This window comes from uncultured Winogradskyella sp., from assembly GCF_947501905.1.
GTDB lineage: Bacteria > Bacteroidota > Bacteroidia > Flavobacteriales > Flavobacteriaceae > Winogradskyella.
Map to the genome: position 1 here is coordinate 393,498 of NZ_CANMXL010000003.1, position 23,401 is coordinate 416,898.

The 23,401-nt window shown below is 33.0% G+C and carries 24 protein-coding genes; 5 read left to right on the forward strand and 19 right to left on the reverse strand.

The window, feature by feature from the left end:
• Positions 1-3 precede the first annotated feature (3 nt).
• Both Q0770_RS08655 and mfd read right to left on the reverse strand, forming a co-directional pair.
• Complete coding sequence (locus tag Q0770_RS08655; RefSeq protein ID WP_299116012.1) at positions 4-543, reverse strand: ASCH domain-containing protein; 540 nt, start codon at positions 541-543, stop codon at positions 4-6.
• A gap of 36 nt (positions 544-579) precedes the next feature.
• Positions 580-3,909 carry a transcription-repair coupling factor gene (gene mfd / locus Q0770_RS08660; protein ID WP_299116014.1) on the reverse strand — a complete coding sequence of 1,110 codons (3,330 nt, stop codon included), beginning with the start codon at positions 3,907-3,909 and terminating at the stop codon, positions 580-582.
• Positions 3,910-4,011: 102 nt separating this feature from the next.
• Here mfd and Q0770_RS08665 point away from each other — a divergent pair, with 102 nt between their 5' ends.
• On the forward strand, positions 4,012-4,443 hold the full coding sequence (locus Q0770_RS08665; protein ID WP_299116016.1) for a TerB family tellurite resistance protein: 432 nt from the start codon (positions 4,012-4,014) through the stop codon (positions 4,441-4,443).
• A 48-nt stretch (positions 4,444-4,491) separates the two neighbouring features.
• Here the strand turns inward: Q0770_RS08665 and fbp are convergent, their stop codons facing one another.
• Positions 4,492-5,496 (reverse strand): class 1 fructose-bisphosphatase, encoded by a 1,005-nt coding sequence (fbp, locus tag Q0770_RS08670; RefSeq protein ID WP_299116018.1) that lies wholly within the window; start codon positions 5,494-5,496, stop codon positions 4,492-4,494.
• Positions 5,497-5,623: 127 nt separating this feature from the next.
• Between fbp and Q0770_RS08675 the strand changes: the two genes are divergently transcribed.
• The 4 genes from Q0770_RS08675 to Q0770_RS08690 are packed head-to-tail and all read left to right on the forward strand — an operon-like array spanning position 5,624 to position 10,595.
• Positions 5,624-6,100 carry a GNAT family N-acetyltransferase gene (locus Q0770_RS08675; protein ID WP_299116020.1) on the forward strand — a complete coding sequence of 159 codons (477 nt, stop codon included), beginning with the start codon at positions 5,624-5,626 and terminating at the stop codon, positions 6,098-6,100.
• Positions 6,101-7,351 carry an aspartate kinase gene (locus Q0770_RS08680; protein ID WP_299116022.1) on the forward strand — a complete coding sequence of 417 codons (1,251 nt, stop codon included), beginning with the start codon at positions 6,101-6,103 and terminating at the stop codon, positions 7,349-7,351.
• A gap of 21 nt (positions 7,352-7,372) precedes the next feature.
• Positions 7,373-9,202 carry a lysophospholipid acyltransferase family protein gene (locus tag Q0770_RS08685; protein ID WP_299116024.1) on the forward strand — a complete coding sequence of 610 codons (1,830 nt, stop codon included), beginning with the start codon at positions 7,373-7,375 and terminating at the stop codon, positions 9,200-9,202.
• Complete coding sequence (locus Q0770_RS08690; RefSeq protein ID WP_299116026.1) at positions 9,192-10,595, forward strand: carboxypeptidase-like regulatory domain-containing protein; 1,404 nt, start codon at positions 9,192-9,194, stop codon at positions 10,593-10,595. Before Q0770_RS08685 ends, Q0770_RS08690 begins: the two co-directional genes overlap by 11 nt.
• 99 nt (positions 10,596-10,694) lie before the next feature.
• On the opposite strand, the gene Q0770_RS08695 is transcribed toward Q0770_RS08690, so the two are convergent.
• The 16 genes from Q0770_RS08695 to Q0770_RS08770 form a co-directional block, all read right to left on the reverse strand.
• Entirely contained in the window at positions 10,695-11,204 is a 510-nt protein-coding gene (locus Q0770_RS08695; protein WP_299116027.1) for a YtxH domain-containing protein, read from the reverse strand.
• A 61-nt stretch (positions 11,205-11,265) separates the two neighbouring features.
• Positions 11,266-11,652, reverse strand: a complete 387-nt coding sequence (locus Q0770_RS08700; RefSeq protein ID WP_299116030.1) for a VOC family protein — start codon at positions 11,650-11,652, stop codon at positions 11,266-11,268.
• A gap of 3 nt (positions 11,653-11,655) precedes the next feature.
• Positions 11,656-12,114: a DUF1801 domain-containing protein gene (locus Q0770_RS08705; protein ID WP_299116032.1), complete on the reverse strand. Its 459-nt coding sequence runs from the start codon at positions 12,112-12,114 to the stop codon at positions 11,656-11,658.
• 12 nt (positions 12,115-12,126) lie between these two features.
• On the reverse strand, positions 12,127-12,636 hold the full coding sequence (locus tag Q0770_RS08710) for a DUF4199 domain-containing protein (protein WP_299116034.1): 510 nt from the start codon (positions 12,634-12,636) through the stop codon (positions 12,127-12,129).
• 104 nt (positions 12,637-12,740) lie between these two features.
• Entirely contained in the window at positions 12,741-13,151 is a 411-nt protein-coding gene (locus Q0770_RS08715) for a response regulator transcription factor (protein ID WP_299116036.1), read from the reverse strand.
• A 9-nt stretch (positions 13,152-13,160) separates the two neighbouring features.
• Positions 13,161-14,099: a 2-hydroxyacid dehydrogenase gene (locus Q0770_RS08720; protein WP_299116038.1), complete on the reverse strand. Its 939-nt coding sequence runs from the start codon at positions 14,097-14,099 to the stop codon at positions 13,161-13,163.
• Positions 14,096-14,461 (reverse strand): cupin domain-containing protein, encoded by a 366-nt coding sequence (locus tag Q0770_RS08725; RefSeq protein WP_299116040.1) that lies wholly within the window; start codon positions 14,459-14,461, stop codon positions 14,096-14,098. The genes Q0770_RS08720 and Q0770_RS08725 overlap by 4 nt, the downstream gene beginning before the upstream one ends.
• Before the next feature lie 27 nt (positions 14,462-14,488).
• Positions 14,489-15,859: a magnesium transporter gene (gene mgtE / locus Q0770_RS08730; protein ID WP_299116042.1), complete on the reverse strand. Its 1,371-nt coding sequence runs from the start codon at positions 15,857-15,859 to the stop codon at positions 14,489-14,491.
• A 38-nt stretch (positions 15,860-15,897) separates the two neighbouring features.
• On the reverse strand, positions 15,898-16,674 hold the full coding sequence (gene rsmA / locus Q0770_RS08735; RefSeq protein ID WP_299116044.1) for a 16S rRNA (adenine(1518)-N(6)/adenine(1519)-N(6))-dimethyltransferase RsmA: 777 nt from the start codon (positions 16,672-16,674) through the stop codon (positions 15,898-15,900).
• Positions 16,675-16,678: 4 nt separating this feature from the next.
• Positions 16,679-16,867 (reverse strand): hypothetical protein, encoded by a 189-nt coding sequence (locus tag Q0770_RS08740; protein ID WP_299116046.1) that lies wholly within the window; start codon positions 16,865-16,867, stop codon positions 16,679-16,681.
• A 2-nt stretch (positions 16,868-16,869) separates the two neighbouring features.
• On the reverse strand, positions 16,870-17,193 hold the full coding sequence (locus Q0770_RS08745; protein WP_299116048.1) for a DUF4286 family protein: 324 nt from the start codon (positions 17,191-17,193) through the stop codon (positions 16,870-16,872).
• Entirely contained in the window at positions 17,194-17,706 is a 513-nt protein-coding gene (locus tag Q0770_RS08750; protein ID WP_299116050.1) for a GNAT family N-acetyltransferase, read from the reverse strand.
• A gap of 8 nt (positions 17,707-17,714) precedes the next feature.
• Complete coding sequence (locus Q0770_RS08755; protein ID WP_299116052.1) at positions 17,715-19,520, reverse strand: tetratricopeptide repeat protein; 1,806 nt, start codon at positions 19,518-19,520, stop codon at positions 17,715-17,717.
• A gap of 100 nt (positions 19,521-19,620) precedes the next feature.
• A complete protein-coding gene (serS, locus tag Q0770_RS08760) occupies positions 19,621-20,892 on the reverse strand; it encodes a serine--tRNA ligase (RefSeq protein ID WP_299116054.1) in 1,272 nt (423 codons plus the stop codon).
• A 99-nt stretch (positions 20,893-20,991) separates the two neighbouring features.
• Entirely contained in the window at positions 20,992-22,299 is a 1,308-nt protein-coding gene (locus tag Q0770_RS08765; protein WP_299116056.1) for an HTTM domain-containing protein, read from the reverse strand.
• On the reverse strand, positions 22,296-23,210 hold the full coding sequence (locus tag Q0770_RS08770; protein WP_299116058.1) for a bifunctional riboflavin kinase/FAD synthetase: 915 nt from the start codon (positions 23,208-23,210) through the stop codon (positions 22,296-22,298). The genes Q0770_RS08765 and Q0770_RS08770 overlap by 4 nt, the downstream gene beginning before the upstream one ends.
• Positions 23,211-23,401: the final 191 nt, after the last annotated feature.

Sequence of the window (23,401 nt, forward strand, 5' to 3'; positions counted from 1 at the left end):
AATTTATTGATGATTTATACTCCAAATAGTTTCAAAGCTTTCGCAAACGACAAGCATATTTTCAGTAGGCTTATTTCCACTTTCTTCTAGTGTTTGAGAGAAGAAATCCCAATGTGCTTTTTTCCATTTTTTAAGAGCAGAAATGTTTGTGCCCATATCCATCTTCGCATAAGTTTCTGATATTTTATTAAATGGAATAGTATCAACTTTTTTGATTTGAATAATAGCTTGTGCTTTACCTTCAAAATTGGTAATAATATGTTTGGCGCCTACCGATGGCAAGTCTGCATTAGCGGCTTTGTACCAAGCATACAAACCTGAATCAGCTTGTTTTTTGCCACTGACCACTAATTGCGCCAATCTATTGGCATCTATTTTATTATTATGAAAAAACCATGACTCAGGAAGTTCTTCTTGCTTAAATTCAGGGTTAGCTTTGGTAAAATCATCCCACATATTGTAAACACTTTGGTCGATCTCACTTTCAGTCTCTCCTTTACAGCTTAATAAAGCCAATAGAAGTATAATTACTACATTTCTCATAGATTTCAATTTTCTTCTGAAGATAGTATTAATAGTTTAAATTTTGGATAAGGTTGTTAGTGCTTGTGAAGTCGATTTGATATTTTCAAAAGTTAAGAGTAAACGTAAACCATTACGGGTTTCTTTTTCTTTCATTTTGCAGCTCCGTGCATTCTCTTGTACAAATTGCAATACTTTGGTAAAACCATCACTTTGATAGAATGCACTTTGTTGGTCTTGGATAAAGTAACCAATAAGCTTCCCTTGTTTCATAATTAGTTTTTCTAAGCCTATTTCTGTAGCTATCCATTTTAAACGTACACTATCTAATAAATCTGAAACTTGAGTAGGCATTTCTCCAAAACGGTCAATAATTTCAGATTCAAATTTTTGTAAGGTTTCTTCAGTTTTAATCTCGTTGAGCTTGGTATATAGGTTAAGACGTTCTGTAATATTATTAACGTAATCATCTGGGAAAAGCAATTCAAAATCAGTGTCAATGGTTACATCTTTAACGTAGGTTTTTGGCTTACCATCGTCTTTATATAAATCTGCAAATTCAGATTCTTTAAGCTCTTCAATAGCTTCGTTTAGTATTTTCTGGTAGGTGTCAAAGCCAATATCATTAATAAATCCACTTTGTTCGCCACCTAATAAATCACCTGCTCCACGAATTTCTAAATCCTTCATAGCAATATTAAATCCGCTACCTAGTTCCGTAAATTGCTCTAAAGCTGTAATACGTTTTCTAGCATCAGTAGTCATTGCAGAATATTCTGGTGTAATGAAATAGCAGAATGCTTTTTTATTACTTCGGCCAACACGACCACGCATTTGGTGTAGGTCACTTAATCCAAAATTATTAGCATTATTTATAAAAATGGTATTTGCGTTAGGCACATCCAAACCACTTTCGACAATGGTTGTACTTACCAAAACATCAAATTCGCCATTCATAAAAGCAAGCATCAATTCTTCTAACTTCTTACCATCTAACTGCCCATGACCAATGCCAATTTTAGCATCAGGAACTAGACGTTGAATCATACCAGCGACTTCTTTTATGTTTTCGATTCGGTTATGAATAAAGAATATTTGTCCGCCACGTTGAATCTCATAACTCACGGCATCCCGAATAGTTTCTTCATTAAACCTAATGACATGACTTTCTATAGGATAACGGTTTGGCGGAGGCGTTGTAATGACCGACAAATCTCGAGCAGCCATTAAACTAAACTGAAGTGTTCTTGGTATTGGTGTTGCTGTTAATGTCAATACATCAACGTTTTCTTTTATAGTTTTAAGCCTTTCTTTTACTGCAACACCAAACTTTTGTTCTTCATCAACAATAAGAAGTCCTAAATCTTTAAATTTTACGTTTTTGTTGGCAAGTTGATGTGTCCCTATTATAATATCAACACTTCCTTTTTCAAGACCTTCAAGGGTTTCGCGTTTTTGTTTTGCTGTTCTAAAACGATTGACATAATCTACAGTAACAGGAAAATCTTTTAAGCGTTCTCTAAATGTTCTTGAATGCTGATAAGCTAAAATTGTAGTAGGGACTAAAACGGCAACCTGTTTTCCATTATCTACTGCTTTAAAAGCGGCCCTAATAGCAACTTCTGTCTTACCAAAACCAACATCGCCACAAACTAAGCGATCCATTGGGCGTTCACTTTCCATATCTGCTTTGATATCTGCCGTAGAACTAATTTGATCAGGTGTATCTTCATAAATAAAAGAAGCTTCTAACTCATGCTGCATATGGCTATCTGGCGCATATTGAAAGCCTTTTCTTAGTTTACGTTTTGCATAGAGTTTTATAAGGTTGAAGGCTATTTCCTTAACGCGAGACTTGGTCTTTTGCTTAAGTGTTTTCCATGCTTTGCTACCTAGTTTATAAACCTTTGGCGGCTTACCATCTTTGCCATTAAACTTGGTAATTTTATGGAGAGAATGAATACTTAAGTATAATACATCTCGTTCACCATAAACCAACTTTATAGCTTCTTGTTTTTTGCCTTCGACATCTATTTTCTGAAGTCCACCAAACTTACCAATACCATGGTCGATGTGTGTGACGTAATCGCCAATTTCAAGATTAGTTAATTCTTTTAAAGTAATCGCTTGCTTTTTAGCATAACCATTTTTTAAATGAAATTTATGATAGCGGTCAAAAATCTGATGGTCGGTATAAACAGCAATCTTATGATTTAAATCAACAAAACCTTGATAAAGCGAAAGCACGACGGTTTTGTAATTGACTTCTCTTTCAGAATCTTCAAAAATGTCATGAAAACGCTTGGCTTGCTGCTCGCTGACACATGCAATGTAGTTGGTTAGACCATTGCTGTGGTTTTCATTTAAGTCATCAATTAGTAGATTGAATTGCTTATTAAATGAGGGTTGAGGCTTGGTATTGCATTGAATGGTGTCACTGCTAAAAACAGCAGAACTACCAAATTCAACTAAATTATAATCCAAAAACTGGCGCTTTAGTAATTCAGAATTACAAAACAATTCATCAGGAGAAGCGTGTTTTATGTCTTCAGAAAGCGCATTAAATGTTTCAATGGCTTTTTCGTAAAAACTATCAATTCTTGAGAACAATAAAGACGAATTTTTAGAGAAAACAACTGTTTTAGAAGAAATGTATTTTAGAAAGCTTTCACGTTTTTCTTCTATAAACTTATTTGCAACATTAGGAATAATACTAACTTTTTTAATACGCTCTGTAGATAATTGTGTCTCTACATCAAAGGTTCTGATACTATCAACTTCATCTCCAAAAAATTCAATGCGGTAAGGCTCATCATGAGAAAAAGAAAAGACATCAACAATACCTCCTCTAACAGAAAAATCACCTGGCTCAGTAACAAAATCAACGCGCTTAAATTTGTATTCGAATAAGACTTCATTTACAAAATCAATGCTTAGCTCATTACCAACGGCAATCTTAAGTGTATTTTTTTCAAGCTCCTTTTTTGTGACTACTTTTTCAAAAAGCGCATCAGGATATGTGACAATTATACAAGGTTTTTTTCTTGAATTTATTCGGTTTAAAACTTCGGCACGTAACAATACATTAGCGTTGTTTGTTTCTTCTATTTGATATGGTCGGCGATAACTACCAGGATAGAATAATACATCTTTACTATTAACTAACTGCTCTAAATCATTTAAGTAATATGCAGCTTCTTCTTTATCATCAAAAACCAATAAAAATGGCTTTTCGGTAGTTTTAAAAGCTTCAGAAATTACTATTGATAACGAAGAGCCAACTAAGCCTTTTAAGTGAGTGTTTCCTTCAGAATTGGCAATAATATTTTGCAGATTTTGCGTTTGCAAAGCCTGTGCATAGGTTTGGGTAATTGTTGCTTTACTCAATGTCCTTATTTTGAGTGTGCAAATATAAAATTTTTTAAGCCTATCTATATTGAAAATCTTTTATTAGAATTATATTTGTGCCGACTTAAAAAAACAAGATATATGTCATTTTCAGATTTATTCGAAAGCGGATTTCAAAAGCGTAATCAAGACCACTTTGCAGCAATAGTTAGAATAGCTATGAGCGATGGTGTTATTAATGATGCAGAAAAAGCTTTTTTAGATAGATTAGCTACACGCTTAGATATTACAGAACACGATTATAAAGATATTCTTAAAGACTATAATTCGCATCCAATAAATGCACCACATTCTTACAAGACACGTTTGGAGCGTTTGTATGATTTAGCGCGTATGGTTTGGGCAGATGATATAGAAGGGTCAGACCAAGTTTCTTTACTAGAAAAACTTTGTGTAGGCTTAGGGTTTAACCACGAAAATGTAAAGTATATTGCTGATAAAGCATTGACACTTGTACATTATAAAGTAGACTTAGAAGATTTTATTGAAAAAATGAAAAATATGAATCAGTAATTATTGATTCTAAAATATACTTAAAGCGAACAGATATGTTCGCTTTTTTTATGCATTACGCATAAATTCTTCTGCCTTTTCTACCATGTTTTTACTACCACAGATAAAAGGTACACGTTCGTGAAGTTCCGTTGGGTCAATATCCATAATTCTTGTAAAACCATCACTAGCTTTACCATTGGCTTGTTCTGCCAAAAACGCCATAGGATTGCATTCGTATAACAAACGCAATTTTCCTTTTGCATTTTTAGAACTTTTTGGATACATGTATACACCACCTTTAATCATATTTCTATGAAAGTCAGAAACCAGTGACCCAATATATCGTGATGTATAAGGCCGGTCACCTTCTTCCATTTGGCAGTATTTTATGTAATCTTTTATGCCTTTTGGGAAGTGAATATAATTACCTTCGTTAACCGAGTAGATTCTTCCATTTTCAGGAAATTGCATATTAGGATGAGATAGGTAGAATGTACCAATGGCTGGGTTTAATGTAAAGCCATTAACACCATGTCCAGTTGTATACACTAGCATAGTAGATGTGCCATAAACAACATAACCTGCAGCAACTTGTTGATTTCCTTTTTGTAAAAAATCATCTATAGTGACAGGTGTCCCAACCGGAGTTACACGTCTGTAAATCGAAAAGATTGTACCTACAGAAACATTAACATCTATGTTTGATGAACCATCAAGTGGATCGATTAAAACCACGTATTTATTTTGGTGATTTTCATCTTGACTATTAATAGCAATAAAATCGTCTTCTTCTTCACTTGCAATACCACAAACAATATTACGTTTGGTCATAGTTTTTATAAAAGTGTCGTTAGCATAAACATCAAGTTTTTGTTGATCTTCGCCTTGGATATTTGTGTCTCCTGCAGCACCAATAATATCTACTAAACCTGCTTTATTTACCTCATGGTTTACAACTTTTGCGGCTAACCTTATAGAGTTAATTAGACGAGATAATTCTCCAGAGGTGTATTTAAAAGACGATTGATTTTCAATAATAAACTCACCTAAGGTCTGGTTACGTTGCGACATGAACTAGAAAATTGATTTATTTGCCGCAAATATCGGATTTTTTAACTAACTATAACGTTTTCGTAGAGTAAATAAATTGAAAATTCTACAGACTTTCAGTTATATTTGGAAACCTATTCAAAAGTATATGTATCAACCTAGATTAGCCACTCAAGAGGATATGCCAAGAGTTTACGAGCTTATTAAAGAATTGGCCATCTTCGAAAAAGAACCCGATGCCGTTGAGGTAACCGTTGAACAACTCATAAAAGACGGTTATGGAAAACAACAAAAATTTGTCTGCTTTGTCGTTGAAGTTGATGATAAAGTCGAAGGCATTGCAATGATATATCCACGATATTCGTCATGGAAAGGCGAGGTTATACACCTTGAAGATTTAATTGTCAGTCAGGCTTTACGTGGAAAAGGCTTAGGAACTATTTTGCTTGATGAAGTTGTTAAATACGGAAAACAAAAAGGTGTAAAACGTATCTCTTGGGAAGTATTGGATTGGAATGAGTCGGCTATTACATTTTATGAGAAAAAAGGCGCAAATGTGATGAGAGATTGGGATGTGGTGCAGATGGACGAAGCTGCGATTGATAATTATATCAGTAAATTATAAATGAAAATTTTCAAATTTGGTGGCGCATCAGTAAAAGATGCTGAAGGTGTAAAAAATGTAGCTACTGTATTAAAAACAGTTGGTTATGAGAATACACTTATCATAGTTTCTGCTATGGGGAAAACAACTAATGCTATGGAGTTAGTTGTTAAAAACTATTTTGAAAATAAACCCGAATTGCAAAGTGCTTTACAAGACGTAAAAAAGTTTCATAACCAGATTCTCCTCGACCTTTTTGATAACGAAAGACACCCAGTTTTTGATAAAATAAAGTCACTGTTTTCTGAATTAGATAGCTTCTTTAAAATCAATAAATCTCCAGATTACAACTTTGTTTATGACCAAACTATTGGTTTTGGAGAGCTAATATCAACAACGATAATTAGCTATTATCTCAATGAAATAGGATTGAAAAATAATTGGCTAGATGTACGGTCATTTATTAAAACGGATAGTTATTATCGAAGAGCTAATATAGATTGGAATACTACCCAAGATCAAATATCTAAAAGGTTTGATAGAAGTATACTGAATATAACGCAAGGATTTTTAGCAAGTGATGCTAATAATTTTACGACAACTTTGGGGCGCGAAGGAAGTGATTATACTGCTGCAATTTTTGCCTATTGTCTTAATGCTACAAATGTTACTATTTGGAAAGATGTACCTGGTGTTTTAAATGCAGACCCACGTTATTTTGAAAATGCTCAGTTACTCAATCAAATATCCTACAGAGAAGCTATTGAGTTGGCTTTTTATGGAGCTTCAGTGATTCATCCAAAAACGCTTCAACCATTACAACGTAAGGAAATTCCGTTATATGTAAAATCGTTTTTAAACCCAGAAGCGTCAGGAACTAGTGTGAGTAAAGGCAAAACACTAGAGCCAGAAATCCCCTGTTTTATAGTTAAGAAAAATCAAGTTTTAATTTCGTTATCATCATTAGATTTTTCATACATCGTCGAGGAAAATATCAGTGAGATTTTCAGCTTGTTACATTTGTATAAAATGAAGGTAGATGTCATTCAGAATTCTGCAATTAGTTTTTCAGTATGTTTAGAAAACACGTATGATAATCTCGAAAAATTATTACAGCATTTAAAGGCAAAATTCAATGTAACATGTCATAAAAATGTGAGTCTATATACTATTAGACATTTTACAGAGGATGCTATTTCATCACTTGAAAAAGATAAAACCGTGTTGCTGAAACAATTAACTCAAGAAACCGTTCAAATAGTAACTACCTAAACATTTATTACATTTGTTTATATGAGTAAATCATCAAATACAGGACTTGTGTCCGCCAAAGAAGTTGCAAAAGCTATTAATGCAGACAAGTATGGCCTCTTAGGAACTTTTGCGGGTTGGATTTTGATGAAAGTCTTAAAAATATCTTCATTAAATCGTATTTATAATCGTAACAAGCATTTAACGGATCTTGAATTTTTAGATGGCCTTTTGGATGATTTTCAGATTAAGTTCGAAATCCCTGAGGAAGACCTTAAACGCTTACCGAAAGAAGGGCCATACATCACAGTTTCTAATCACCCACTTGGAGGGATTGATGGTATTTTGTTGTTGAAATTAATGATAGAACAACGAAGCGATTTTAAAATCATCGCTAATTTTTTGTTACATAGGATAGAACCATTAAAACCTTACATCATGCCTGTCAATCCTTTTGAAGACCGAAAGGATGCAGCGAGTAGTATTACAGGTTTTAAAAATGCAATAATGCATTTAAGAAATGGTCATCCGTTAGGTGTTTTCCCTGCAGGAGAAGTATCAACATATAAAGACGGTAAGCTTGTTGTAGATAAACCTTGGGAAGATGCGGCAATGAAACTTATACAAAAAGCAGAAGTACCAGTTGTCCCTATTTATTTTCATGCTAAAAACAGTAGATTATTTTATAGACTCTCTAAAATCAGTGATACGCTTCGTACAGCAAAATTACCCTCGGAATTGCTAACTCAAAAACGTCGTGTAATTAAAGTGAGGATTGGGAGACAAATCTCTGTAAAAGCTCAAAAAGAGCATAGCACTTTAAAAGACTTTTCTGATTTTATACGTCAAAAAACATACATGTTATCTCGTGCTTTTGAAGACAAGCCTAAGATTTTAGATAATATTCAGTCGCAATTAAAAGTCCCAAAACAAGCTAAACGTATAGTAACACCAGTAGATTCTGAGGTTATGATTAATGAAGTTGAGCTTCTAAAAGAAAAAGATTGCAGATTATTAACTAGTAAAAATTATGAAGTCTATTTAGCTTCAGCAGTTGATATTCCAAATATTTTAAGAGAACTAGGAAGACTAAGGGAGATTACCTTTAGGGAAGTCGGAGAAGGGACTAATGAATCTATAGATTTAGATAATTTTGACACCTATTATCACCATATGTTTCTTTGGGATAATAATGCTAAAAAAGTTGCTGGGGCATATAGAATGGGTTTAGGCTCGAAGATTTTTGAAGCGCATGGTATTGATGGATTTTATCTCCAGGACCTGTTTCGTTTTGAGCCTGAGTTGTATAAAATGATGAGTCAGGCATTAGAATTAGGAAGGGCATTTATCATTAAAGAGTATCAGCAAAAACCAATGCCTTTGTTTTTACTTTGGAAAGGTATTGTACATACCACATTACGCTATCCTGAACACAAATATTTAATTGGAGGTGTAAGTATAAGTAATCAGTTTTCTAACTTTTCTAAGAGTCTGATGATTGAGTTTATGAAATCGCATTATTATGATCCTTATGTAGCTCAATATGTTCATCCTAAAAAAGAATTTAAAGTAAAACTTAAAGACGCAGACAAAGATTTTGTTTTTGATGCTACAGAAGCCGATTTAAATAAATTTGATAAGATCATTGATGAGGTTGAACCAGGCGCATTAAGACTACCTGTATTGCTAAAAAAATACATCAAACAAAATTGCAAACTTATAGGCTTTAACGTAGATCCTTTGTTTAATAATGCTGTTGACGGGTTGATGTATATTAAGATTGCAGACCTGCCAGAAAGTACTGTGAGACCAGTGATGGAAGAATTCCAAGCAGAGCTAGAACGTAAATTTATGGATAACAATGACAAGTAGAATTACGTTTGTTTTACTTCTTTTTTCTTGCCTTGTTACTCATGCTCAAACTTTAAAGGGTAAAGTTATTGATGTCACTACCAAAGAACCTCTAGAAATGGTTTCGGTGTATTTTAATAATACGACCATTGGAACTACTACGAATGCCAAAGGCGATTTTTCTATAGATTATAATGATGCGGTACAATCACCACTAATCATTTCTTACCTTGGGTATGAGAAAGTCGTTATTTCGGATTATAGAAACCTCTCATTGTTAAATGTCGAATTAAAGGAAGCTTCTAATCAACTAGATGAAGTTGTAATTAAAGCAGATGATGGTTTAACACGAAAGCAAAAATTAAAAATTTTCAGAGACCAATTTTTGGGCACTTCTAAGTATGGAAAAACCTGTAAAATTATTAATGAAGACGACTTAATTTTACGATATGATAAAAGAGGGAAACAACTTACTGTAAGCGCAAAAGCGCCTCTTGAGATTGAAAATAGAGCTTTAAAGTATCATATTACATACGAACTTGTGGACTTCGAAGTTGTGTTTAATTACATAGATCTTTTTAGAAATGATTTTAATGTTTACTCTACATTTTATTCAGGGTCATCATTATATAAAGATGAAAATATCAAGAATAAAGAGTCTATTCTTAAACAAAGAGAAAAAGTATATAGAGGTTCTATACAACATTTTATGCGTTCAATTTTTCGAGGTGATTTAAAGAAAGAAAAATATAAAATCTTTAAGCGAGGTTTTGGAGTTAAAACTCCCGAACATATTGTTGTAAAAGACTTAGATAGTACAAATTTTAAAGAAGTAAAATTATCTGGAAAATTAACGGTTACTCATAGAGGAAAATCACAATCGGATTTAATACCAAAAACAGATAAATTTTACGTTGATGAATTTGGAAATTTTGTTCCAGTACAAGCTCTGTTTTTTAATGGCGCTATGGGTAATCAACGCATAGGTGATACTTTGCCTTTGGATTATGGTTTAGATAATAATTCTCAAAATTCAGAAAATAGCTCCCAAATTATAAACGAAGGATTTGTAGAAGGTAGTTGGCAAGTTGTTAATATAGACAAATCTCCAAAAGAGCCCCCTTTTAGTTTAATGGTGGATAGTTTTAAAGAGGCTAAGTTTACTTTTAATTCAGATAGAACATGTAAGTTGGAAACTACTGTAGATAAAGGTTATTTTTCATTGATGACTTCTGTTATAAATCAATCTACTTGGGATATTCGCGAACTCGATAATAATTCATTTATCAGTATTGCAAATAATCAAAAATCCCAAATGGAGTTACTTGTTACTGTAGAAGGAGAAGATGTTTTTTTTACTATAGGAAAAGAAGGGGAACCATCTTATTTTGTACTAAGAGTTGTTAAGGAATAAATTATCAGTTTATTGTATCTCGCCTTTAGACTAATAGATGATAATAAAAAAGCCCAGAGCAAAATCTCTGAGCTTTTACAATTGTTATATTTTTAAATTTTATAAACCCTTAAACCATTCTTGGAATTGATTTCCTAATAAAAAGGTAGGTTTCTTTTCGCCACTTAAAGAGCTGATTAAACTCATAACCCAAGCTATAAAAATAGCAATTCCTAATACCCAGCCTAAAAACGGAATCCAAACAAAAAAGCTTAATAAAAACAACCCTAAATTCTGTCTTATGTAAAAAGAACCTAATTCTGTTTTGTTGCTATTATTCATAATCACAGCAATTATCCAACCAATCCAATAAACGTGAGAAATAATACCAATATTTTTTCCGTCACTTAATATTTCTTTGGCCTCATCAGCAAATTCAGAGGCTTTTTCCTTTGCTTCACTAGCAAACTCAGAAGCTTTTTCTTTGGCTTCTTTACCTAGTTCTTTTGCATCATCAGCTAGTTCATTAGCTTTTTGACTTATTTTTTCTCCAGCTCTTTTTGCACTTTCTTTAGCGTCACCTATCATATCATCAAGGTCGTCACTTAAATTTTTATTATCGTCTGACATAGCATTTGGTTTTTAAGTTAATAATAGTTAGCTCTTAAAATTACTAAAAAAACCAATGAGATTATTTAAAGGCAGCATCAATAGGCTCCCATAACTCTATCTTATTGTTTTCATTGTCAAGTATCCAAGCAAACTTTCCGTATTCATATGTCTGCATATCACCAACAATTGTTACACCTTCTTCTCTTAAAGTTTTTATAAGAGTCTCTAAATCCTCGACTCTGTAATTAAACATAAAGTCTTTTTTGGACGGCTCAAAATAAGTGGTGTCATCCTTAAAAGGACTCCATTGCGTAGAGGCATCATTATCGTTTTTGTCTTTCCACCAAAAGGTGCAACCGTAATCATCAGTATTAAAATCGAGGTGTTTTTTATACCAATCTTTTGAGGCTTTTGGGTCTTTAGATTTAAAGAATAGACCGCCTATTCCTGTGACACGTTTTTTCATTATTTATTTCTTTTTTAAGGCAGTTTCATAAATAGTTATCCACTCTTCAACAGTCATTTTTCCTAAGAGTTCTTTAATTAAATCATAAGGAATATCGTCAACCTTCTTAAAACGCACACAACTTTTACCCATGTCTAATTTGTATTTGGCATGTTTTGGATATTCTGCAACAAACCAATCGTATAACTCTTTTTTTGCATACAAACCCATATGGTAAAAGGCAATAAAGTTCTTTTGCGAGGCTATATTAATAAATGGTAAAGGCGGAAAAGGTTTACAATGATATCCTAGAGGATAAATGGATTTAGGTACAAAATAGGCCGGCATATTATAGCCCATTCCTGATTCTAAATCTTTAGGCATATGTTCTTTTATAAGGTTGTGAAGTTTTGTCATTGGGGCTTTGCGCTCCTCAGGTAATTGACTTATATAGTCTTCTGGTGAATCTGCTTTGTATTGCATAATATGATTGATTTAGTTTTTACGTTGTAAAATTAATCCAGATATTAAAGATATAATAAACCCTAATATAAGAACAGAAGCTAACATCATAAAAGCCATAAAGCCTGGGCTACCATAATCTTCCATTTGTTTGGTAAGCTTTGCACTCTCAACTTTAAATTCTTCAGGCGATAAAGCTGTCTCCATACCATTTAATTTATACTCTAAATAATCCGAAGCAAAATCAGGATTAATTTGTGTTGTATATACATAATCCATAACAGCTACACCAATTGCAGAAAATAAAGCTATAAGCATACCTATTGCAAGCGCTTTTCCTAAAGAGATTTTACCATGATTAACCTTATCACGATAATGTTTAATGCCAAAGAATACAAACAATAAAGAAATTATCATTGATGTATATCCAATGAGTTCTCCATAGTCATAGTCAACGCCCATTCCTAAAAAGAAAGGCAATCCAAATAGAACAAATCCACTTATGAGCGCATATAGCCCATATCTTATTACTGTTTTTTTCATAATTATTAGGTTTTGATTAGTTAGCCAAAAGTAGAAATAGGAAGATTTAGGAGTCTAATACTAAAGTACTATTTTACTCGTACTTTAGTGTTAAAGCTAGTGAATTATATAATATTTAGACTTTTTGAAACTTGAATAGCTTGGGTTCTGCGTTTTGCATCTAGTTTTACAAGAAGGTTAGAGACATGAGTTTTTATGGTACTTTCTGAAACAAAAAGCTTTTCTGCGATTTCTTGATTTGATAAACCAAGCGCAATCTCTTTTAAGACTTCATATTCACGTTTACTCAATCCTAATTCTTCAATTTTTTTAAAGTCTATTTCTTGCTTAGGGACATGAGAAGGTTTTTGTGCTCTTTTATTAATGAATAGGCCAATAACTAAAAAGATAACAGCGATAATAGCCATAATATATTCAACCTGAAAATCACCACTTATTACAGCATATTTACTAAGTTGAAATAGCAAGAGCAATGCTAAAATGAGCATTCCAAAAACAAGAATAGTTTTCTTCATTTTATAAAATTAGCAAAATTTTACTTTGATTTTGTCCACGATGGTTTGGGCTAATTTTTCTTTACTTTCAATAGTCCAACCGGCAACATGAGGTGAGAGTAATATGTTTTCAGAATTGATTAAATATTTAAATGCTTCTGGTATGTTCTCTGAAGTAAAAAGATTTTCAAAAGACGACTTTTCGTATTCTAAAACATCTAAACCTGCACCTAATACTTTACCAGACTTAAGCGCTTTAACCAAATCTGAAGTTACTACACTTTTTCCGCGAGCGGTATTAATTAACCAAAACGGGTTTTTAAAATTATTGATGAATTCTGAATTCACCATATTTAATGTTAAAGGTGTTTGTGGTGTGTGTAGACTTAAAACATCTGCTTTATTCTGCAATTCTTCAAGTGAGACCTGCTTGCAATTCCCATCACCTACATTAGTTTTAATGTCATAACATAAGACATCAACATCAAAACCGCGAAGCTTTTTTGCAAAGGCTTTGCCCATATTACCATACCCAATTAAACCCACCGTTTTGCCATCTAGCTCAATGCCTCGATTGTCTTCTCTTAGCCATTTACCTTGTCTTACTTCTTTATCGGCTTTATTTAGTTTATTAAACAGAGACAATAACATTGCTAAACTATGTTCGCCAACGGCATTTCTGTTGCCTTCTGGTGCATTGAATAATGAAATGCCTTTTTCTTCAGCATAATCACAATCAATATTTTCTAACCCTGCACCAACACGACCAATAAATTTTAGATTTTTAGCAGCATCTATAAAATGTTTATCAATAGTAAAGCGACTACGGATAATGACACCATCATAATCCGAAATTTTAGTTTCAATGTCAGCTTTTGAAGACGTATAATCTTCATGGTTTGTAAAGCGTAAATCGTTGAGTTGATTTATGAGAATGCTGTGGTTATTGTCTATGTGGAGTATTTTCAAATCCAAGGATATTCAGTTTGTGTCATTTCGTCTTGCACTTTTCCAGTATGCGCTGTCTCTAACTTTTCAAATAAAAGTAGATGAACTTCTTCGCCATTTTTAGTCGAAGGATTATGCTCAACACCTTTTGGCACAACAATCATTTCACCTTCTTTAACGATTTCTGTGCGGTCACGAAACTGCATATATAACGTGCCTTTAATCACTTGAAATAATTCATCTTCGTCATCATGGCTATGCCAAACAAATTCGCCTTGAATTTTAGCCAGAATCACTTGCATGTTATCTACAGTTGCAATGCGATGCGGATGCCATTGTTTTGAAAAAAGTGCGTGTTTGTCTTTAATGTTTATTGCTTTCATACCATAAAGTTACAAAAGCAAAGTGGATTAAATACCTAGAATTAGTTTAGCAATCCAGAAATAGAGTAGAATACCAAGTATGTCATTACTTGTAGTTATAAAAGGACCAGTAGCTATTGCTGGGTCAATGCCACGCTTGTCAAGAAATAGTGGTACAAAAGTGCCTATTAGTCCTGCGATTATAATCACAGCTACTAGAGATACAGAAATGGCTAAGGCTTTATCCATATCGCCATTATAACCCCAAACAAATAAAAACAGAAAGACTGCTAGTATAATGCCATTTAGAGCAGCCAAAAACATTTCTTTTATGAGTCGGCTATTGATGCTTCCTTTAACATCGTCATTGGCTAAACCTTGCACAATAATGGCGCTAGATTGTACACCTACATTACCAGCCATTGCAGCAATTAGAGGTGTAAAAAAGAAGAGTACCTTATATTTATCAAAAGCATTTTGAAAACCTTCCATAATTATAAACGCTCCAATACCACCAAGTAATCCTAAGAACAACCAAGGTAAACGTGCTCTTGTCAATTCTATGATACTATCATCTGAGTCTACATCTTGCGTAATACCAGCAGCAAGTTGGTAATCTTTTTCTGCCTCTTCTTTAAGAACATCGACAATATCATCAATGGTAATACGGCCCAATAGCGTTTGTTCATCATCGACAACTGGGATGGCTTCTAAATCGTACTTTGCCATAACTTTTGCGACCTCTTCAGCGTCTTCGTTAACATTAACAAAATCAACATTGTCTTTTGCTATCTCAGCAATTTTTTCTTCGCTTTTTGCTGTAATTAAATCTTTTAATGATAGACGGCCAATTAGCTTTTCATCTTTACTGACAACGTAGATAGAGTGTACTCTAGAGACATCTTTTGCTTGTCCACGAATACGACGCAAGCAGCCAGCAACGGTCCAAGTGCCATAAACTTTTACAAGCTCTTTTGCCATAAGTCCACCAGCAGTGTCCTCATCATAGGTTAAAAGTTCTTGGATTTCTGCTTTGTGTTCTTCGTCTTCAATTTGTGAGATTACCGCTTCTTGACGCTCTTCAGGAAGCTCAGCAATAATATCTGCAGCATCATCGGTATCTAATTCTTCAACTTCTTCTGCGATTTCTTTTGCGGATAGATTATCAAGAATTTTTTCACGTACATCCTCATCTAACTCAGTAAGAATGTCTGATGTAGTTTCGCTATCGAGAAGCTTTATAATATAGATAGCTTCTTCGAAGTTGAGTTCGTCTAAAATCTCGGCAATATCGGCGTAGTGAAACTCATTAAGAAGACTTTTTAGCGCTTCGTCATCATTACTAATGATAAGTGCTTTTACGTTTTCTATCAGCTCGGTAGTGAGTTGAAATTGTATGTTTTCTTGAGTTTCTTCCAAAACGAAAAATCAGCAATTAAGGTTATTAAACCTAATGTCTACTTTTCGTCCTTTTCAATTAATAAGGTTAACTCTATAAATTGAGCAACACTTAATTGTTCTGGACGCTGGCCAAAGATAGTATTTGCTTTTAAATTATCAGAAAGATTAAAAACTTTTAAACTGTTGCGAAGTGTTTTTCGTCGTTGTTGAAAACCTGTTTTTACCACACGGAAGAATAGCTTCTCGTCACAAGGCAGATTGTAGCTCTCTTTTCGGGTTAATAATAATACACCTGAATCTACTTTTGGTGGTGGATTAAAAACACTAGGCGGTACTGTGAATAAATATTCTGCATCATAAAAAGCTTGTGTTAAAACGGAAAGAATGCCATATACTTTACTGCCTTCTTTAGAACAAATGCGTTTGGCAACTTCTTTTTGAAACATTCCTGAAAACTCTGGAATTTGATTTCGCATTTCTAAAGTTTTGAAAACTATTTGAGAAGAGATGTTATAGGGAAAATTACCAATAATAGCGAATGACTGTCCTTTAAATACGAGGTTGAGGTCGTAACGTAAAAAGTCTTTTTCGTAGATTCTATCAGAAAGATTGAGATAGTTGTTTTTTAGATATTCAACCGATTCTGTATCAATTTCTATAACATGAGTTGTGGTATTTTTCTCTAGCAAATATTTGGTCAAAACTCCCATTCCTGGGCCAATTTCTAATACATCATCATAACCTTTTAAAGATAAAGTATCGGCTATTTTTTTAGCGATACTCTCGTCTTTTAAAAAGTGTTGTCCTAGGTGTTTTTTTGCTTTTACGCTCATAAGATTAATCTAAAGGCTTCTTTAGTGAGATAAAAATAAGCAATAGTCCTAAACCAATTCCACATAAGAATCCGCCAACGGTTTCCCATGGCTCAATATTATATTGCAAATATGCTAATATTGCCCCAGATACAATAATTAGTATACATACAGCAATTAGTAATGTTTTGTTATTGTATAGAAAGTGATTCATAATTACTTAAAATTTACAGCATAAGTGTCTATAACTTCAAGCTCTGTCCTAAAGGCTAACATTTTATCGGCAAACTTTTTTAATCCTTCTTGTCTTAATCCATCAGCATCTTCCTGGTAATATTTATCTAATGCTTCGCGGGAATATGAACGGTATTGAATAGAATAGGTTTGGCCACCCATTTCTTCTTCAACTATAACTTTAGAGAAGGTTGCGCCGTCAAATTTGCCAGTTGCTAAAACTTTAGGAATATGTTCTTTTATCCAGATGAGCCATTCATCATGGGCAGAATCGTCTATGTTTACAGTGACATTATATATTATCATTTATAATTGTTTTTCGAATAAGAGAAGATTTTCATCTTCCTCAAAAGGATTAACTGTTTTTTTATACTTGAAACCCAATTTTTCAATAAGTCCAATGGAGACCTTATTAATAGGTAATGTTATTGCACAAACTGTATTAATATTGAATGTATTCTTAGCTAAATCTAGTAGTTCGGACGATGTTTCAAAACCATATCCTTTTCCATGAAATTCAGGTAAGATAGAGAAACCAATATCTACATGCTCTAAGGTATCACGTTTTAGTAAACCAGCTGTGCCAATAGGTTTAAGATTATCAGATTTTAGGCACATTTTGTAGTAACCAAAATCATACTTTTCGTAACATTTTAACTGATTATTTTTTATGTAATCTTCGGCTTCAGCTACAGTTTTTATATTTCTATCGCCAATAAATTTTAACCAACCAGGTGTGTTCATCAATTCTAAAATAAAAGGTGCATCCTCCACAGTAATTTTTGAAAGAATTAATCTTTCGGTCTCGGCTATTTTCATTCTAGAATTTAATTTATGGTATCACCTCGTAGCATTCTAAATTTCTTTCGAGCTTCGACAAAATAGATACTGTCTTCGTGATTGAAGATTATTTTTTCATAAAGTGATTTTGCTTCTTCAGGTTTTGCTAAGTGCAAATTATAAAGCTCAGCCAAATAGTAGTATGCATCATCAATAAAGATATCCTCACGATAATCTGCTATGATTTTTTCATAGTTGGCTTCTGCTTTTTCGTATTGGTTTTGCTTCTCGTAAAGTTTTGCTTGAGTAAATAAGGCTTGGTCAATAATACTTTCGCCATTATGTTCAGTTAAAACCTTATCTAAAAGTTTGATGGCTTCTCCAGTTTTATTCTGAAATGCTAATAAATCTGCTTTAGCATAATATTTTAAAGCTGTTTGCGTAGTATCGTCCCACTTATTATCGGAGATTAATAACTTTAAATCTAAAGCATCATTAGCAATGAGTTGAGAGGTAGATGCTTTTAAGACTTTAAGCTGAGATTCAGCCCAATCAAAATCACCTTTATAATAACTTGTTCTAGCAATTTTATAGGCTGCTTCCTGAGCAATAGTGCTGTTTTTTAGATTAGCCTTTATTTGAGTATAAAATATAAGCGCCTCATTAAACTTTTCTTGAAGCACTAAAATATCAGCCAATTTTAATTTTACTAAGGCTTCTTGATAAGGCGAAATGTCTAATTTGTATGAGGCTTTCAGAAACTCAGAAGCTTGTTTAGGTTGCTCAAAACTAAATGCCAAAAACTGCCCATAGGATAACTGAAGTGCTAATGTAGATTCAAACTTGCCATATGTTTCAAATAACGATAAGTACTTTTCATTTATAACCTCGAGCTCTTTTTTCGAAGCATTTTCGGTTTTAATTTCTAATATAGATTGATGTGCTAGTAGAATAACATCTCTCTCTTGAGATGTCTCCAAAATGTAGTTAAAGATATTTATTGCTGTTTCTTTATCTGCATCATCTGAGGCTGTTATCGCCAAATCTATAATTCGTTCTAGGCTCTCAGGGTTTCTTCTGTATAAGGCTTTTTCTTGTACAAAAGATTTACTGTATTGACGCTCTTGTACATAAAGCCAGCTTAATAACTCATACCAATATGCATCAGGATTAGTTTGTAAGCGTTTAAGCAAAAGGACTCTTAGGATTTTATTGTTTTCGTTATCCTTATTTTCAGAAACAAATTGGCTAAAATTTCGTTTTATGTTATTTAATGTATTTGGCTTATAAGCAACATAATCTATATAGCTAGAAAACATATTTTTAACATCGCCTAAATCTCCGTATATGCGTGCTAATTGGACACTGAAATTCTTTTCTGGTAATAGTTGTGTCGCTTTTTTGTAGCCTTTTATGGCTTGAGGTAAAAGCGAATGTTTTTCAAAACGTTGTCCAATACCGTAAATGTATGTAGGTCTTTCGTCTAGTGCATTAATAGCCTCATTATATAATGCTTCTGCTTTTACAATGCTGTCTTTAAGTTGGTAGTTGTAGCCCAATTCTACAAGCATTATTGGGGCTCTATTTTTTACTATTCGTTTTTCTAAAATGGTTTGCGCTTTATCATACTCTTCTAATTGCTGATAGGTGTCTACAATTTTATAGACATAAGTATAAGAATAGGGTTTAGCTTCGTATAATTTACTGTAAATGAGTAATGCTTTCTTAAACTCTCCACGCTTATAATAATCATCTCCTAAATTGAGCTGTTTTTTATCAGCGCCTTGGGCGACAACTATTGCAGCAGAAAATATTGTGATAAAGACTAATAGTATGTGCTTTCTTAACATCATAAGTTGTAAATATAACAAATGACGCTTTTAGATATTGCAAATGGTATCATAAAAAATGCCCAAGAAACCTTGAGCATTAGTTTTTATAACATCTTAAGTTTTAATCTATAATATCAAAACCAGTATACGGAATTAAAACTTCAGGAATTTTAATACCACTTCCCGTTTGGTAATTTTCAAGAATACTAGCGAGAATACGAGGTAATGCCAATGAGCTTCCGTTTAGTGTATGCGCTAATTCGTTTTTACCATCACTGTTTTTAAAACGTAATTTTAATCGGTTAGACTGGTAGGTTTCAAAATTAGAAACAGAAGATACTTCTAACCAACGTTCTTGGGCGGCAGAAAACACTTCAAAATCGTATGTTAGTGCAGAAGCGAAGGTTAAATCTCCGCCACAAAGACGTAAAATGCGATATGGTAATTTTAGTTCTTTTAAAATATCCTGAACGTGAGATACCATATTATCTAACGCTTGGTAAGATTTTGATGGGTGCTCTACTCGGATAATTTCTACCTTATCAAACTGGTGTAAGCGGTTAAGGCCACGAACATGTGCGCCATAACTTCCAGCTTCACGTCTAAAGCAAGGCGTATAACCAGTAATACCAATTGGTAAATCACTCTCGTTAAGAATAATATCTCTAAAAATATTAGTCCCCGGAACTTCTGCAGTAGGAATTAGATATAGATTGTCTTCAGTAACATGATACATCTGACCTTCTTTATCTGGTAATTGACCTGTTCCAAAACCAGACGCTTCATTAACCAAATGAGGTAATTGATATTCTGTATAACCTACTTCAGTATTTTTATCTAAAAAATAAGCTATTAATGCACGTTGCAAACGAGCACCTTTTCCTTTGTAAACAGGAAAACCTGCGCCAGCTATTTTATTACCTAATTCAAAATCTATGATGTCGTATTTTTTTGCCAATTCCCAATGAGGAAGTGCACCGTCATGTAAATTAGGCATTTCTCCATCACGAAGAGTTTCTAAATTATCTTCATCCGAATTTCCATTAGGGACAATCGGATTAGGAACATTAGGTATTTTGTATAGTATATTGTTTAAAGCTTCAGCTTTTTCATTTAACTCCTGTTCAACCGTTTTTATAGTTTCTTTGAGTTCAGATGTTTTTGATTTAAGTTCATTAGCTTTTTCTGCTTGACCAGATTTAAACAAATTTCCTATTTCTTTTGAAATAGAATTCATTTCGGCTTTTGTCGTATCTAGTTTTGTCTGCAACTGACGACGTTCTTCATCAAAATTTAAGACATCATCAATCATTGGCTTTGCATCAAGATTTCTGATGGCCAATAATTTTATAATCTCTTCGCTGTTTTCTCTTATATGCGAAACTTGTAACATAGTTACTTGGTTTTTGCGTTGCTCAAAATTTGAGCTATAACGCTAATTAGCAAAGGGCAAAAGTAAAAAGATTTTGTGGCTAGTGAAACAAAAAGAAGTCTATTTTGAAGGTAAAAGCCACTCGTTGTGTTTAAAGTAATTCCACTCTACTTCAGTAAGGTCTATTTCTGGGTCTATAAAACGCTTTGAAGGTTTGCCATTTACACTTACATAAGAAGTAGCAAATATTGAAACAGACTTACCTTCAGCTTCAAATTTTTGATTAAGCATTTGAGAAAATTGCCATATAAAATCGGGCTTAGTTTTTAAGTTGCGTTGCTGCTTTTTAGTGAGATAGTCGTTGAGGTTAATTGGGATAAAGCTATTTGTAGTATTATCAATTACTCTAAAGTTAATGCTTCCGCTTTTGACGCGTAACATCATACGCCATGATAGGCGATGTCCTTCTTCTGTCCAAAGTACATTGTCTTCTATAAAATAATGACGCAAAGGCAATGCTACCTGAATTATAAAGTATGTAGCAAAAGCAATTTTAAAAGCATTCAGGTAGCTTGGTGTTTTTATATCATCACCTATATATAGTTCTTTCTTTTTTAAAAAGATGTTTCTAATCGTTTTTGGTTCAAAAAAGAATAAGCAGAACGCTAAGGATAAGTATGGGAATATGCCAATATGAAATATAAAGGAATTAAAAAGATGAAAAAATATAGAAGCGAAAAATGCATATTTACGAGTTGGCTTAAAAAGTAAAAGCGGAATGATTAACCCGTCGAATAATATCCCAGAATATGCAATAAAATAATGTACACTTTCATTTTGAAGTAGCTCACCAACTATAGGGAAATGAGATTTACTCTGCATTAAGAGCTTAATTACTGAGCCATCTAACCAATCTGGGTATATTTTTGCAATTGAAGCATATGTGTATACAATTAAGAGTTGTAAAATAAACACCCAACGACACCAATTGGGCATAGATATGCTTTTGAGTTTTGGGTTAAGTTTTGCATCAAAAGACGCATAGCTATTAGCAGGTAACACCGCCATAATAAAGCTTAGCAAAAACAATAAATAATAATGATTATTGTATGATGATTTTTGCATAAAATATGTGCCAGCCCACATAATTGCAAAAGCAAAAGCACTATACCTATATTTATAACCTACCATTATAAGTAAGCCAAAAACACCCATGATGATGTAATAAGCATACATCCAGTTTCCGGGTAGTGGTTGCAACCAACTAAAGTCTATAAAACTAAAAGTAAATTCGGGCTCAATAAGTGTCCTCTTTATCCAACCTGTAAATATGGCGCCAACAGATTCTAAAAAGCATAGTAGTCCAAAGAAAATTCTAAAAACAATTAGAGAAGAATTATCTATATGTCTAAATAGAAATGTATTCATTCCGCTGATTTAATATATGCTAACGCATTTTCCCTATCAAGTCTGAGTTGTTCTTGAAGCGCTTCTAGGGTTTCAAATTTATGCTCATCTCTTAATCTGGTCAATAGTTCTATTACAATTTGTTTGCCGTAAATGTCATTTTCAAAATCAAAGAAATGGATTTCTATAGATCTTGGCTTATTTTTTATAGTTGGGTTTGAGCCAATATTCATCATACCATAATATAAAGTCTCATTAATTGTAGATTTAACAACATAAACACCATCTTTTGGGATGAGCTTGTAATCTTCTTCTATATATATGTTAGCTGTAGGGAAATCAATAGTACGACCTATACTTTGACCGCTAACGACTTTTCCAGTTAAAAAATAATTATAACCTAAATAAGTGTTAGCAAGAGATATATTTCCATTATTGAGGGCATTTCTTATTTTAGTAGAACTTACTGTTACTTCAGCAATATCCTCAGCAGAGATTTCTTCAATTTCAAAATCAAACTCTTCTGAAAATTTTTTTAAATCATTAATGTTGGCACTTCTGTTTTTTCCAAAATGGTGATCATATCCAATTACAACCTGCTTGGTATTTAATTCATTTACTAAAATGTCTTTTACATAAGCCCTAGCAGATAAGTTGGCAAACTCTCTTGTAAATGTTTTTACGCAAATTAATTCTACACCAAATTTTTCTAGTAAAACTCTTCGTTCCGCAATAGTATTTAATAATTTTATAGAGTGATTTTGTTGGAGTACCATCCTAGGATGAGGAAAAAAAGTTAATACGCTAGGAATCAAGTCTTTCTCTTTTGAGAGGTTTACTATTCTTTTTAGTATCTTTTGATGGCCAATGTGCACACCATCAAAGGTTCCAATTGTTAAAATTTTAGAAAAACGTCGGTGATTTGATGACATTGTACGAATTATTGTGCTTTTGTTAAGGATATGTAAAAAAAAAGTATAAATTTGGTGCTAATTTAATAATCCTATACTAATCCATATGGCAAAAAAACTACATTTAAACCACTTAACTAAATATTTAAATCTTTTTTTAACTAACCTATAGGTTTGATCTTTCATCGAAATACTATAAACGTATTTTTTTG

Coding starts and splice junctions, on each gene's coding strand:
- rsmA (WP_299116044.1), bottom strand. CDS start 16,674: ATGAGCGTAAAAGCAAAAAAACACCTAGGACAACACTTTTTAAAAGAC.
- Q0770_RS08655 (WP_299116012.1), bottom strand. CDS start 543: ATGAGAAATGTAGTAATTATACTTCTATTGGCTTTATTAAGCTGTAAA.
- Q0770_RS08715 (WP_299116036.1), bottom strand. CDS start 13,151: ATGAAGAAAACTATTCTTGTTTTTGGAATGCTCATTTTAGCATTGCTC.
- Q0770_RS08765 (WP_299116056.1), bottom strand. CDS start 22,299: ATGAATACATTTCTATTTAGACATATAGATAATTCTTCTCTAATTGTT.
- Q0770_RS08740 (WP_299116046.1), bottom strand. CDS start 16,867: ATGAATCACTTTCTATACAATAACAAAACATTACTAATTGCTGTATGT.
- Q0770_RS08745 (WP_299116048.1), bottom strand. CDS start 17,193: ATGATAATATATAATGTCACTGTAAACATAGACGATTCTGCCCATGAT.
- Q0770_RS08705 (WP_299116032.1), bottom strand. CDS start 12,114: ATGCAATACAAAGCAGATTCACCAGAAGACTATATAAGTCAATTACCT.
- Q0770_RS08675 (WP_299116020.1), top strand. CDS start 5,624: ATGTATCAACCTAGATTAGCCACTCAAGAGGATATGCCAAGAGTTTAC.
- Q0770_RS08680 (WP_299116022.1), top strand. CDS start 6,101: ATGAAAATTTTCAAATTTGGTGGCGCATCAGTAAAAGATGCTGAAGGT.
- Q0770_RS08700 (WP_299116030.1), bottom strand. CDS start 11,652: ATGAAAAAACGTGTCACAGGAATAGGCGGTCTATTCTTTAAATCTAAA.
- Q0770_RS08725 (WP_299116040.1), bottom strand. CDS start 14,461: ATGAAAGCAATAAACATTAAAGACAAACACGCACTTTTTTCAAAACAA.
- Q0770_RS08695 (WP_299116027.1), bottom strand. CDS start 11,204: ATGTCAGACGATAATAAAAATTTAAGTGACGACCTTGATGATATGATA.
- serS (WP_299116054.1), bottom strand. CDS start 20,892: ATGTTACAAGTTTCGCATATAAGAGAAAACAGCGAAGAGATTATAAAA.
- Q0770_RS08755 (WP_299116052.1), bottom strand. CDS start 19,520: ATGATGTTAAGAAAGCACATACTATTAGTCTTTATCACAATATTTTCT.
- Q0770_RS08770 (WP_299116058.1), bottom strand. CDS start 23,210: ATGTCATCAAATCACCGACGTTTTTCTAAAATTTTAACAATTGGAACC.
- Q0770_RS08710 (WP_299116034.1), bottom strand. CDS start 12,636: ATGAAAAAAACAGTAATAAGATATGGGCTATATGCGCTCATAAGTGGA.
- Q0770_RS08750 (WP_299116050.1), bottom strand. CDS start 17,706: ATGAAAATAGCCGAGACCGAAAGATTAATTCTTTCAAAAATTACTGTG.
- Q0770_RS08690 (WP_299116026.1), top strand. CDS start 9,192: ATGACAAGTAGAATTACGTTTGTTTTACTTCTTTTTTCTTGCCTTGTT.
- fbp (WP_299116018.1), bottom strand. CDS start 5,496: ATGTCGCAACGTAACCAGACCTTAGGTGAGTTTATTATTGAAAATCAA.
- Q0770_RS08685 (WP_299116024.1), top strand. CDS start 7,373: ATGAGTAAATCATCAAATACAGGACTTGTGTCCGCCAAAGAAGTTGCA.
- Q0770_RS08665 (WP_299116016.1), top strand. CDS start 4,012: ATGTCATTTTCAGATTTATTCGAAAGCGGATTTCAAAAGCGTAATCAA.